This window comes from Halovibrio salipaludis, assembly GCF_002286965.1.
Classification (GTDB): Bacteria; Pseudomonadota; Gammaproteobacteria; order Pseudomonadales; family Oleiphilaceae; genus Halospina; species Halospina salipaludis.
Map to the genome: position 1 here is coordinate 185,896 of NZ_NSKD01000003.1, position 13,007 is coordinate 198,902.

The window sequence follows — 13,007 nt, forward strand, 5'->3', positions numbered from 1 at the left end:
TAACGAACACAGCGGAGCCGTCATGACAGCGGAGATCGTCATTGTTGGCGGCGGTGCCGGGGGGCTGGAACTGGCCACCAAGCTGGGCCGCCGCATGGGGCGCCGGGGTGAGGCGCGCATCACTCTGGTCGACCGCAGCCCGACCCACATCTGGAAGCCGCTTCTCCACGAGGTGGCCTCCGGCGCTATGGATTCCTCGGTGGACCAGATCAGCTACCGGGCTGTAGCCCGCCACCGGGGATTCCACTTCGTTCTGGGTGAATTCACCGGCCTGGACCGCGAGGCTCAGACCATCACTCTGAACGCCATTATCGATGGGAACGGGCAAACGATTCTGCCCGAGCGCCAACTCTCTTATGACTACCTGGTACTGGCAATCGGCAGCATCACCAATGACTTCGGTATTCCCGGCGTACGCCGCCAATGCCAGTTCCTCGACTCGCCCGAGCAGGCACAGCATTTCCACCAGAACTTCCTGAATACGCTGATGCGGGTGAACAGCCAGCGCCGGACCGACCCTGATGCCTGCGCCCGCATTCCTATTGTAGGCGGCGGCGCCACCGGGGTGGAGCTGGCGGCCGAGCTGGTGCATGCCTCGGAAACAGTACACGAGTACGGGTTCTCCCAGGCGGACCGCAGCATGCTGAAAATCACCCTGCTGGAGGCCGGACCACGCCTGCTGCCCGCCCTGCCCGAGCGCATCTCCCGGGACACGCTGCGCGAACTGAAGGAGCTTGGCGTGGATGTACGCCTTGAGGCCCGGATCACCGAAGCACGGGCCGACGCCCTGGTGGATCAGGATGGGCACGAGATCCCTGGTGACATCATGGTCTGGGCCGCCGGCGTCCAGGGCCCAACGCTGATGGAACACCTGGACGGCCTGAGCCTGCAACCCAACCGCATGCTCAAAGTGGCGGCCACGCTGCAATCGGTGGACGACCCGCACATTTTCGCGCTGGGTGACTGCGCAGCCTGCCCCCAGGAACAGGGCTTCGTGCCACCCCGGGCCCAGAGCGCCCACCAGATGGCGGACCACCTTGCAGGCAACCTGCGCCGGGCCATGCAGGGGCGCGAACTCAAGGCCTTCCAGTACCAGGATTACGGGTCATTGGTGAACCTGAGCCAGTACTCAGCGGTGGGCACCCTGATGGGTGGCACCTCCAGGGGCAGCCTGCGCGTGGAAGGCAGGCTGGCAAGGCTGGTCTACATCTCACTGTACCGGATGCACCAGATCGCGGTCTTCGGCTGGTTCCGGGGGCTGCTAATGGCGCTGACGGACCGCCTGCACCGGGCTTTCAAGCCCAAGATGAAGCTGCACTGACGCCTCAGTCTTCCGGCACCAGGCGGTTGTTCTCGCGCCGCACCCGGCGCGGGATACGCATGTTCATGGCTTCACGACCGCCGACTTCATCCAGCAATTCATCCACGGGCCCGCGCTGGTCCTCCGGCAGCCCCTGGTAGAAATCCAGGGGCCGCTGCAGCTTCCATTGGGGGAAGCTCATCAGGGCCCGGGTTTCATCCACCCCACTCAGGCGGTACTGGTGTTCGCCGAGCCTGCGGGGCACCTTCTTCCCGGGGTGCTCATCAATCCACTTCGCCACGGCATCCACGGTCTCGCTCAGAACAGGGAACTGGCTCTCGAACTGATGCTTGAGCAGCGGGTAGAGGGTCTCGGGCACCTGGTCATCCGCCAGCCAGTCGCCCACACGGGGTTTGCGGGTGTTCATGCGCTCGATCCACTCCACCAGGTGCGGCGCTCGACGCCTCATGATGCGACCGGGGGCCGGGTCCCGGTAGAGATGGGCGTAGAGCGGCGCCATCAGGCCGAAATCCCCGATGCTGGCGCGCTCGCCCAACAGGTAGGGATGCTGGCTGAAGTGCGCCTCGAGCTGATCCAGCAGCATGTAGTACCAGTTCTCAATGGCGGAGGCGGTGCTCTCCGTGATGCCCAGCATCGGCAGCATGCCCGAGAAACGCTTCGCCAGGCGGCTGCCGGCTAACCGGCGCAGCGGCCCCGGAAGCCAGGGAGAAACGACCTTGCCGAACTCACTGTAAAGAAAACGCCGGTTCTCCTCCGGAAAACTCCAGCGGAAGTGCATGGCCGGCAGCAGCAGCCATTCATCCGCGTACAGTTCCATCAGCAGGGATACCAGCCGCTGCTTCGGTGTGCTCGGGTAGATGCCACGTTCGGGAAAGCGCTGCTCCAGGGTGTCGATGATCTCGACGGTATCCTGAATGAACTCGTGCTCAGAGGTTTCCAGAACGGGAATCATCGCCACGCCCGTCTTCGGGATCAGCACCCGGCGGTAGACACTGCGCGTAGCCATGCGCTCCTCAAACGGAATGCCCTTGTAGCGCAGGTAGGAACGGGTCTTGCCACTGTACAGGGAAAACTCGGTCCCATAGTGGGTGAAGGCGTAGGTTGTGGTCATCGGAACTCCATTTCTCCGGCGGCTCAGCTCAGCCAGCGGTACATGACATGAGCATCCACGAATCCGTACTCGGGATGTTCAAACGCGCCTGGGAGGGTGCCGGTAACCTCGAAGCCGTTGCGCTCCCAGACCTTGATGGCTCCCAGGTTGGTGGATACCACCAGATTGTACTGCATCGCACGGTAACCCATCCGTTTCGCCTCTTCCATGGAATGACGGCACATCTCACTGGCCAGCCCCCGGCCACGGGCGTGTTCTCCCACGATGTAGCCGCAGTTACAGACATGGCTGCCCGGCCCGGGTGCATTGGTCTTGAGAAAGTAGGTCCCCAGGTAGGTCTCGTCGTCATCCAGCATGACATAGGTGCAGTCCGGCTTTTCCACCCAGAAGGTGAAGGCGTCGTCCTCGCTGATGTCCATGGGGACGGCATAGGTCTCCCCAGCGCGGAATACCGGTTCCAGCATGGCCCAGAGCTCGGACCAGTCGTCCGGCAGGAAGTGGCGGATCTCTGGCATGGGGTCTCCTCAGTCGTCCCAGCGGAAGATGGTGGCGCCGGCCTCGGCGTGGGTAACCTGTTCCCGGAACCCGGAAAAAAGTTCGCGCCCGAGCCCTTCGTTGCCCCGGCCCCAGTGCACCGGCTGGCCATGGTCACGCCCTGCCTCCCAGTGTAGCGCACCGGCAGTCGCATCAATAAGGACGCGATCGCCATCACGGATGCGCCCAATGGCACCACCCCGGGCAGCTTCCGGATAAACGTGGATGGCGCTGGGCACCTTGCCCGAGGCGCCGGAAAGGCGCCCGTCCGTGAGCAGCGCCACGCGCAGGCCGTCGCTCTGCAGGTTCGCGAGCACCGGCATCAGCTTGTGCAGTTCGGGCATGCCATTGGCGCCAGGGCCCTGGCCCGGCAGTACGGCCACGAAATCCTGCGTCAGCTCCCCGGCATACCAGGCATCCATCACCGCCTGCTGATCCGCAAAGACCCGGGCTGGCGCCTCGATGCACCAGCGGTCCTCTGGCACCGAGGAGGTCTTGATGATGGCCCTGCCGAGGTTGCCCTCAAGGCGATGGAATCCACTGTCCGCCACGAAGGGATCGTCCACGGCCCGCAGGCAGCGTGTATCACCGGAGGCTTCCCGCGGCGGATCCCACACCAGGCGCCCGGCCCCATCAAGGCTTGCAGCTCGGGTGTAGTCGTGAATGGACTCGCCGAACATGACGCTCACATCCTCGTGCATCAGGCCCGCACCCAGCAGCTCACGCACCAGGAAGGGTACGCCGCCGGCACGGTCGAAGTCGTTGATGTCCGACTCGCCATTGGGATAGAGACGGCACAACAGCGGCACCACCCGCGAAAGCTCGTGGAAGTCTTCCCAGTCGATGCGGATGCCGGCAGCACGGCCGATGGCCACCAGGTGGATGCTGTGGTTGGTGGAGCCGCCGGTGGCCAGAAGCGCGACCATGGCGTTGACCAGCGTTTTTTCGGAAACCACCTGGGACAGGGGCCGATAGTCATCCCCCAGATCCGTGACCTCCGTAATCCGGCGGCTCGCGGCCTGGGTGAAGGCCTCGCGCAGGTCCGTTCCGGGATTCACAAAGGAAGAGCCCGGAAGCTGCAGGCCCATGACCTCCATCAGCACCTGGTTGGAGTTGGCGGTGCCATAGAAGGTGCAGGTGCCCGGTGAATGGTAGGAGCGGGATTCGGCCTCCAGCAGTTCATCACGGCCGATCTCACCACGTGCGTGCTGCTCCCGGATGCGGGATTTCTCGGCGTTGGACATGCCCGAGGGCATGGGGCCCGCCGGCACGAAGAGTGTCGGCAGATGCCCGAAACGCAGAGCACCGGTCAGCAGCCCGGGCACAATCTTGTCGCAGATGCCGAGGCAGAGTACACCGTCAAAAACATTGTGGCTGAGCCCGATGGCGGTGGCCTGGGCGATCAGGTCCCGGGAGAAGAGAGAGAGCTCCATGCCCGGCTGGCCCTGGGTGATGCCGTCGCACATGGCCGGAACGCCGGCGGCGAACTGGGCTACGTGACCGGTGCGCGCCACGGTGCGCCGGATCTGGTCCGGAAAGTCGCCGTAGGGCTGATGCGCGGAGAGCATTTCGTTGTAGGCAGAAATGATGCCGACGTTGGCGCTGCGTTCCGTCTGGCGCAGGATCAGCTTGTCGGGATCGGGCTTGGACGCCATCACATGCGCCAGGTTGGTGCAGCTCATGGTCTCGCGCTGGGGCCCGTCACCCCGGGCGCCGGCCATCAGCGCCAGGTAGCGGTCCCGGCTGGTGGCGCTGCGTTCGCGTATGCGCCTGGTGACTGCCTCAACCGTCGGGTGCATCATCTGTCTCCCTTTCATCCCAGAGCCGGCCGTCACGGGCCAGCAGCATGGTTGCCGCCGAAGGTCCCCAGGTTCCCGCCCTGTAGGGCTCCGGACGGACACCGGAATCCCGCCAGTTCTGCAGGATCGGATCCACCCAATCCCAGGCGGCCATGAGTTCATCATGGCGCACGAACAGCGTCTGGTTGTCCTGGATCACGTCACTGAGCAGCCGTTCATAGGCATCCGGTGCCCGCTCCCGCCTCAGGGTCTGAGGGTTCAGGCTGAGCTCGGACATGCGAATGTCCATGGCCGCCCCGGGGCGTTTCTCGCTGAACGAGAGCTGGATGCCCTCATCCGGCTGCAGGCGGAAAACCAGACGGTTGGCCATGCTCGCGCGCTGCTGCGGGAAGATCGAATGCGGCACGGGTCGGAAGTGGACCACGATCTCGCAGGTGCGCTCCGGCAGGCGCTTGCCCGTGCGCAGGTAGAACGGCACTCCCGCCCAGCGCCAGTTGTCGATGGCCACACGCATCGCCACAAAGGTTTCCGTGGCGCTATCACGGACACCGGCGTCCTCAGTATAGCCAGCCTCGCCGTTCGCTCCGGCGGTATACTGCCCCCGCACCACCTCTTCGGCTATAGTGGTGATCTCCATGGGCCTCAGCGCACGCAGCACCTTCACTTTCTCATCGCGCACCGCATCCGCATCCAGGGTGTTCGGGGGTTCCATGGCCGTCATACACAGCAGCTGGAGCAGATGGTTCTGGACCATGTCCCTCAGGGCCCCGACCTCGTCATAGAAGGCACCCCGGCCTGCCACGCTTCCCGATTCCGCAATGGTGATCTGAATGTGGTCGATGTAGCGGTGGTTCCACTGGCTCTCGAAGATGGAGTTGGCAAAGCGCAGTACCAGCAGGTTCTGGACGGTCTCCTTGCCCAGATAATGGTCGATGCGGAAAATCTGGCGCTCATCGAAGCACCCCCGAACGCTGGTCTCGATTGCTTCCGCCGAGGCGTAATCCAGCCCAATGGGCTTCTCCAGCACCATCCTGGACTGCCCGCTGATCAGGCCAGCCTCCTCCAGCGCACGGGTGATGCCGGCGTACAGATCGGCGCGGGTGGCGAGATAGAAGATACAGCGCTGCCCTTCCAGGCGCTCACGAAGGCTCCCCAGCGCTTGCGGGTCTGTGGCATCCGCGGAGACATACCCCACCCGGGCCAGAAAGTCATCGGCGACCTCACCTTCCAGCGCATCGGCCAGCTCCGCGCGCCATTCATCGCTGGTAAGGGCGCTGCGGCTCACACCCAGAAGCTGCCAGTGCTCCGGCAGGGCTCCGTCACACCAGAGCGCATACAGGGACGGCACCAGACGCCGCCGAGCCAGGTCGCCGGCGGCACCGAACAGAACCAGGGTGAAGGGCGTGGTATCGTTTGGGTTCATGATTACAGCATGAGCAATCGCCGCGGGCAGCGCAAATCACGGAACCACTACGCGCGCCCTCTTTTTCAGGCAACGGATTGTTTACACTGGCGGCTTCTGGAATCATCCGTGCATCAGCGAACACACAACAGGGAATGCCAGTCATGATCAGCAAATGCCTTTTCCCGGTCGCCGGCTACGGCACCCGCTTTCTGCCGGCCACCAAGGCCATGCCCAAGGAGATCCTGCCCATCGTCAACAAACCGCTGGTGCAGTACGCGGTGGAGGAGGCCTCCGAGGCGGGCATCCATGACATCGGCTTTGTCACAGGCCGTGGCAAGCGTGCCATTGAGGACCACTTCGACATCAGCTATGAACTCGAGCACCAGATCGCGGGCACCGGGAAGGAGGATAACCTCAAGGGCATCCGCAACCTGATCGAAAACCACCGCTTTGCCTTCACACGACAGAACGAGATGAAAGGGCTTGGCCACGCCATCCTCACCGGCCGCAACCTGATCGGTGACAACCCCTTCGCGGTGATCCTGGCGGACGACTTCTGCGTTGCCGGAGACGATGACGACGGCGTCATGGCGCAGATGGTGAAGCTCTACAACCAGTTCCGGTGCAGCATCGTGGCCATCGAGGAAGTGCCAGTGGATGAGACCCACAAATACGGGGTCATCGAGGGTGAAACCATGAAGGAGGGCCTTTACCGGATCACCGACATGGTGGAAAAGCCGCCAAAGGATCAGGCCCCCTCCAATCTGGCCATCATCGGACGCTACATCCTGACACCGGACATCTTCGACATCCTGGAGCGGACCAAGCCCGGCAAGGGTGGCGAGATCCAGATCACGGACGCCCTGCTGGAACAGGCAAAGAACGGCTGTGTTCTTGCCTACCAGTTCCGGGGCCGGCGTTTTGACTGTGGCAGCATTGACGGTTTTGTCGAGGCGACCAACCACGTCTACGAAAACGTCTATCGCCGCGGCGAACGCAACCTCTGAGCGGGAACACAGGCTGGCGCATGGCGGAACACACGGCAGGCAGAGAATACAGGCCAGGGACGGTCATCCTTCCGGAGGCCAGCTGGCCCAACGACAGCCCTCTCCCGGCCCGGAGCATCGCCGAGGCCCGACAGCACGCGGTACTGGTGCTGCAGCGGTTCCTTGCCGATGAACAGCTCCCTCAGGGGTGGATGAGTGTTTTCCCGCGCCTGGTCATTCCCATGGCCGCGTGGCTGCTCACTGAACAGCGCCAGCTCGGCCGCCCTCTGGTCATGGCCATTGGCGGCAGCCAGGGCAGCGGCAAGACCACCCTGTCCCGGGCGCTGAGACTGGTTCTGCATCACTGCTTTGCCGTCTCCGCCTGTGTACTCAGCCTGGACGATTTCTACCTGAGCCGGCATTCACGCCGTGAACTGGCGGACTCCGTCCACCCACTGCTGGCGACCCGGGGTGTTCCCGGAACCCATGACATTGAGGCGCTGCTGGGATGCGTGGAAGGGCTGCGCGATGCCAGCCCTGATACCCGCACGCCCCTGCCCCGCTTCGATAAAAGCGCGGATGACCAAAGGCCCGCGTCCGAGGGGCATACCTTCCAGGGCCGGCCCGGCGTTATCCTGCTGGAAGGCTGGTGCCTGGGCGCCCGGGCCGTGGATGAGCGTGAACTGGACGAACCGATCAACAGCCTGGAGGCTGAACAGGATCCGGATGGACTTTGGCGGCGTTATGTGAACGAACAGCTGGCCGGGCGCTACCAGGACCTGTTCCAGCGCTTCGACCGTTCACTGTTCCTGCAGCCGCCTTCCTGGGATGCCGTACAGCGCTGGCGGCTGCTCCAGGAGGCGAAGCTGATCCGCAACCGCAGCGACAGCTACCGCGCCCACCTGGACGAAGGCGATGCCTTCGCCACCTTCATGGCGCATTACGAACGCATCACCCGGCGGCTGCTTGAATCGCCGCCCGCATCCGATATCCATCTGGCCCTGGATGAGCAGCAACGCTTCACGGCCCTCACGTTCAACCCATCAGAGAGGTAGAGCCTTGGGTAACCGCCTTTTCCATCTTTACGATCGAACCGTTCTGTCCCATCCGGTGCTTACCCTGCTCCTGGTGCTCGTCGCCGCTGTTATAGCCGGGCTGCGCCTGGATCAATTCCAGCTGGACGCCTCTCCGGACACCCTGGTGATGGAAGGCGATGAGTCTTTCGAGTATTACCAGCAGACCTATGAGCGGTTCGAAACCACCGATGACTTCCTGGTGGTGAGTTACCAGCCGGAAGACGAGCTGTTCAGCGACAGCGTCATCAATCGGCTGACGGAACTGCGTGATGACCTGATAGACGTTGACGGCATCGACGAGAGCAACAGCATCCTCAACGTGCCCCTTCTGCACAGCCCCGACATCACCCTGATGACGGTGAGCAAGCACATGAAGACCCTGGAAGGGAATGACGTGCCGCTGGACACCGCCCGCAAGGCGCTGATGGAGAACCCGCTGTACCAGAACATGCTGATCAGCAACGACGGCACCACGACTGCCATACAGCTGCTGCTGCCCTCGAACGAACGCTATTACGAACTGCGGGACCGGCGGGACGAGCTCGAGCAGAAACAGCGCGAGGAAGGCCTTTCCGGGGCCGAGGAAGGCGAACTGGCCCAGGTGCGGGCCGAATACCGCGAGCGCAAGGAAGCGGTGAGCGCGCAACAGGACCGGATCATACGGGATGTGCGCGGCGTGCTCGCCAATTACGGGGACCAGGCCCGGATCCACCTGGGCGGCGTGCCCATGATCGTCGCCGACATGATGGCCTTTGTTGAAAGCGATCTGGTGACCTTCGGCCTGGGCGTACTGGCGTTCATCATCCTGATGCTGGGGATCATATTCCGCCAGCCCCGATGGGTTCTGCTGCCGCTCGCGTGCTGCGCGCTGACTGTCTGGATCACGCTCGGGTTCCTCGGCTGGGTGCACTGGCCGGTGACCGTCATCTCCTCCAACTTCGTCTCACTGCTGCTGATCATCACCATGTCGCTGACGATCCACCTGATCGTCCGGCACCGCGAATACCAGCAGCTGCAGCCCGATGCCGACCGCTACCAGCTGGTCTCGGAGACGGTCAGCGCCATGGGGCGGCCCTGTTTCTACATGGTACTGACCACGGTGGTGGCCTTCGGGTCGCTGTTCTTCAGTGATATCCGGCCGGTCATCGACTTCGGGCTGATGATGACCGTGGGCATCCTGATCGGCTACGCCGTGGTCTTCCTGGTGCTGCCGGCCGTGCTCATGCTGATGCCGCGTGCGGCCCAGCCCAGCGGCGCACTGCACCGCACTCCGATTACCGAGTACCTTGCCCGCATCACGGACAACTATCGAGGCACCATTGTCACCGTGAGCGCCGCGCTGGCGGTGGTCTGTGCCGTGGGCGTGTCCTGGCTCTCGGTGGAGAACCGCTTCATTGACTACTTCAAGTCCGACACCGAGATCCACCAGGGCATGACGGTGATCGACCAGAAACTCGGGGGCACGACCCCGCTGGACGTGATCATCAGCCTTGAAGAGGACGACGGTGAACTGAGCAAAGACTGCGACCCCTTCGTGGACCCGGACTGCGAGCCGCAGGAACAGATCGACAGCTTCTTCAGTACCGACGGGGCGCAGCTGGTCAAGAACATCCACGACTATCTGGATGAACAGCCGCAGACCGGCAAGGTCATTTCCCTGGCCACCACCATCCGGCTGGCGGAGCGCGTCAATCAGGGCGAGCTGAACCCGCTGCAGCTCGGGCTGATGGGCCGTGCCTTCCCGGAGGATCTCCAGGGCCTGCTGCTGGATCCCTATGTGAACGAGGAGACCCGGCAGGCGCGCTTCAGCATCCGCCTTCTGGAAACCTCTCCCAAGCTGGACCGGGACGCCCTGTTTGAGCGGATCCGCGCCGACCTGACCAGAGAAATGGGCCTCAAGGACGACCAGGTCAATCTCACCGGCATGGCGGTCCTCTACAATAATATGCTGCAGAGCCTGTTCAGCTCCCAGATCAAGACGCTGGGTGCCGTGTTCGTGGCCATCATGGCCATGTTCCTGGTCCTGTTCCGGTCCCTGCGGGTGGCGGTTGTGGCGATCGTGCCCAATCTGCTGGCAGCAGGCACCGTGCTCGGCATCATGGGGCTGATGGGCGTTCCGCTGGACATGATGACCATAACGATCGCAGCCATAACGGTGGGCATTGCCGTGGACGACACCATTCACTACATCTACCGCTTCCGCGAAGAGATCCGGCGCGATGGTGACTACCAGGCCGCCATGCACCGCAGCCACCAGACCATCGGCCGTGCCATGCTCTACACCTCGCTGACCATCATCGTCGGCTTCTCGATACTGGCGCTGTCGAACTTCATTCCGACCATCTATTTCGGGGTGTTCACCGCCCTGGCCATGGCCATTGCCCTGCTCGGCGCGCTGACCCTGCTGCCGAGGCTGATCCTGATGGCGAAGCCTTTCGGCCCGGATCGTGGCACTACTACCCCCGGGGAGGACCATTAATGGCGATTCTGACCGCCCTTGCCCTGCTGATCCTGATCGCGCTGAGTGCCTGGACGCTTATCCGCCTGCGCGCCCAGCACCAGCGGGTGCAACACGCGCTGGCACGCGTGGCGGACCCGGAGATGCCGCCACCCGAGATGCTGATGACAGTGCGGGTGCTCAACCCGATTGAGGTGGCGCGCCGGGAATCCGCCGGCGCTCGACTGGTGGGGGACTACATGCCGGAGACGGTCCGCCGCATCGTCTTCCGGCAACTTACCACGGAACTCGACGAGGCCCTGTCCGAACGGGGGATCGAGTCCGAGATCAGTGTTGAATACCGGTAGGAGCTGCAATGACCATTCTCAACCTGCTGCTTGGCGGCATCCTGCTCGTTCTTCTCGGCGCCGTGGCCTGGGAACTCCACCGGCAGGAGCAACTCGTACAACGCCTGGAGCAGTACGCCGCCCACGAACGCCGGCCCAAGCACGGGCGCGTAATCCACAGTAATTACGAGGAACCCATCATGCCGGCGTTCGAGACGCTGCCGAGGAAGATCTTCGAGCAGATCACCGGCCGCCGCGACAACCATTGATGCGTTACGCCTGCAGAGCAATCAACGTACTGCTCCTGCTTGCGCTGGCCTTCCGCATCGCGGTGCCGGCGGGCTTCATGCCAGCCCCGGTCAGCGGGCACGGTGCCGCCTGGCTGGTTCCCTGCCCGAGCGACGCAACCAGTGCGGAATGGCTTGCGGGGCTTTCCGGGAAGCAGGCCCACCACGAGCATGGTGATCACAGTGCCCACGCCGCCTTCGAGGCATGCGAGTTCGGTTCCTTCAGCACTCTGAATGCCCCGACCGAGGCCGTGGCTTCCTCCCTCGGCGCGCCGGCGCTCCCCACGGACACCCGAGCGCTCACCCAGCCCCTCTACAAGGCACCTTACCCCCGCGCGGGCCGCACGCGCGCCCCTCCGGTCTGATCCCTCCGTTCAATAACCCGGACCAGATCATGAATCGTTGGTTCCAACCGACCCTCACTACCGGAGGCCACGATGTTTCATCGTTCCCTTATTGCCGGCGCCTGCGCGCTCGGCCTGAGTTCACTCGTTCCCGCGTTTGCCCACGGTCCCTACACCGACGGCGAATGGGCGGGACCACGCCCGGACAGCCACGCGCCCATGGGCGTCATGGGCGACCACCGCCACAGCGCGGGCGAATGGATGATCTCCTATCGCTACATGCCCATGAGCATGTCCGACAACCAGCAGGGCACCAGCTCGATCAGCGATGACACCATCGCCACAGCGATCCCCAACCGGTTTGCGGGCAACCCCATGCAGCCGCCAACACTGCGGGTCGTACCCCGGGACATGCGCACGGACATGCACATGGTCGGTGCCATGGTTGCGCCCACGGACCGCGTTACGCTCATGGCGATGGCCAATTATCTGAAAAAGGAAATGACCCTGACCACCTACCAGGGCCCGACGGGCACGGATACCCTCGGCACCTTCAAAACCCGGAATGAAGGCTGGGGCGACATCAAGCTGAGCGCCCTGGTCGGGCTTGCCAGCTGGACCGGCCATGAGCTGCACCTGAACGCGGGCATCAGCCTACCCACCGGGAGCACGGACGAATCGGACCAGGTGCTGACCCCCATGAACACCCGGCAGAAGATGCGCCTTCCCTACGGCATGCAGCTGGGCTCCGGTACCTACGACCTTCTGCCGGGCCTGACGTATAACGGCCACTACGGCTGGATCAGCTGGGGTGCCCAGTACTCGGGTGTAATCCGCACCGGCGAGAACGACGAGGGCTACACCCTGGGGGATGAGCACGAGGTGACCGGTTGGGGGGCCTTGCGGGTTACGCCCTGGCTGAGCACGTCATTGAGGTTGAGCGCCCTTAGCCGGGAAGACATCGACGGGCGTGATGAGCGGATCATGGCGCCGGTTCAGACCGCGGACCCCAACAACTACGGGGGTGAGCGCGTTGATCTTGGAATCGGCGCCAACCTGGCCGGCCAGTCTCCGGCGCTCCGGGGTCATCGCCTCGGCGCGGAGCTGGTCTCTCCCATCCATCAGGATGTAAACGGCGTCCAGCTCGGCATGGACTGGATGGCCACCCTCGCCTACCAGTACAGCTGGTAACACGCCCCTTACCCCTCATGGCCCCGGCTTCCGGGTCGGCGGCCATCCCCTGCGCTCCATTCCATGGCATTCGTAATCCGATAACGTTTGAAAACGCCCTTGGTTGAGAAAAATTCGTATTGTCTTTAATATTCCGTTCATTCTGGATCCGACCGAAGGCGCAAACCAT

General features: G+C 63.5%; 12 protein-coding genes. 8 read left to right on the forward strand and 4 right to left on the reverse strand.

What is annotated here, in order from left to right; all coding sequences use genetic code 11:
• Positions 1–22 precede the first annotated feature (22 nt).
• On the forward strand, positions 23–1,321 hold the full coding sequence (locus tag CK501_RS08560; protein ID WP_095617325.1) for an NAD(P)/FAD-dependent oxidoreductase: 1,299 nt from the start codon (positions 23–25) through the stop codon (positions 1,319–1,321).
• Positions 1,322–1,325: 4 nt separating this feature from the next.
• On the opposite strand, the gene CK501_RS08565 is transcribed toward CK501_RS08560, so the two are convergent.
• The 4 genes from CK501_RS08565 to zwf are packed head-to-tail and all read right to left on the reverse strand — an operon-like array spanning position 1,326 to position 6,188.
• A complete protein-coding gene (locus tag CK501_RS08565; protein WP_095617326.1) occupies positions 1,326–2,432 on the reverse strand; it encodes a glutathione S-transferase family protein in 1,107 nt (368 codons plus the stop codon).
• A gap of 23 nt (positions 2,433–2,455) precedes the next feature.
• Entirely contained in the window at positions 2,456–2,947 is a 492-nt protein-coding gene (locus CK501_RS08570; RefSeq protein ID WP_077531034.1) for a GNAT family N-acetyltransferase, read from the reverse strand.
• A 9-nt stretch (positions 2,948–2,956) separates the two neighbouring features.
• Positions 2,957–4,768 (reverse strand): phosphogluconate dehydratase, encoded by a 1,812-nt coding sequence (gene edd, locus CK501_RS08575; RefSeq protein ID WP_233128875.1) that lies wholly within the window; start codon positions 4,766–4,768, stop codon positions 2,957–2,959.
• Positions 4,749–6,188 carry a glucose-6-phosphate dehydrogenase gene (gene zwf, locus CK501_RS08580; protein WP_095617328.1) on the reverse strand — a complete coding sequence of 480 codons (1,440 nt, stop codon included), beginning with the start codon at positions 6,186–6,188 and terminating at the stop codon, positions 4,749–4,751. Before zwf ends, edd begins: the two co-directional genes overlap by 20 nt.
• Before the next feature lie 143 nt (positions 6,189–6,331).
• On the opposite strand from zwf, the gene galU reads away from it, so the two are divergent.
• The 7 genes from galU to CK501_RS08615 all read left to right on the forward strand — a co-directional run bounded on the left by galU (position 6,332) and on the right by CK501_RS08615 (position 12,838).
• Positions 6,332–7,177 (forward strand): UTP--glucose-1-phosphate uridylyltransferase GalU, encoded by an 846-nt coding sequence (gene galU, locus CK501_RS08585; protein ID WP_095617329.1) that lies wholly within the window; start codon positions 6,332–6,334, stop codon positions 7,175–7,177.
• Between the two features lie 20 nt (positions 7,178–7,197).
• The gene (locus CK501_RS08590) at positions 7,198–8,211 is read left to right on the forward strand and encodes a hypothetical protein (protein WP_095617330.1); all 1,014 of its coding nucleotides are present in this window, start codon (positions 7,198–7,200) and stop codon (positions 8,209–8,211) included.
• 4 nt (positions 8,212–8,215) lie between these two features.
• Positions 8,216–10,711 carry an efflux RND transporter permease subunit gene (locus CK501_RS08595; RefSeq protein WP_198949447.1) on the forward strand — a complete coding sequence of 832 codons (2,496 nt, stop codon included), beginning with the start codon at positions 8,216–8,218 and terminating at the stop codon, positions 10,709–10,711.
• Complete coding sequence (locus CK501_RS08600) at positions 10,711–11,037, forward strand: hypothetical protein (protein ID WP_095617332.1); 327 nt, start codon at positions 10,711–10,713, stop codon at positions 11,035–11,037. Before CK501_RS08595 ends, CK501_RS08600 begins: the two co-directional genes overlap by 1 nt.
• An 8-nt stretch (positions 11,038–11,045) precedes the next feature.
• Complete coding sequence (locus CK501_RS08605) at positions 11,046–11,285, forward strand: hypothetical protein (RefSeq protein ID WP_095617333.1); 240 nt, start codon at positions 11,046–11,048, stop codon at positions 11,283–11,285.
• Positions 11,285–11,668: a DUF2946 family protein gene (locus CK501_RS08610; RefSeq protein ID WP_095617334.1), complete on the forward strand. Its 384-nt coding sequence runs from the start codon at positions 11,285–11,287 to the stop codon at positions 11,666–11,668. Before CK501_RS08605 ends, CK501_RS08610 begins: the two co-directional genes overlap by 1 nt.
• A gap of 72 nt (positions 11,669–11,740) precedes the next feature.
• The gene (locus tag CK501_RS08615) at positions 11,741–12,838 is read left to right on the forward strand and encodes a transporter family protein (RefSeq protein ID WP_095617335.1); all 1,098 of its coding nucleotides are present in this window, start codon (positions 11,741–11,743) and stop codon (positions 12,836–12,838) included.
• The last annotated feature ends 169 nt before the right edge of the window (positions 12,839–13,007 follow it).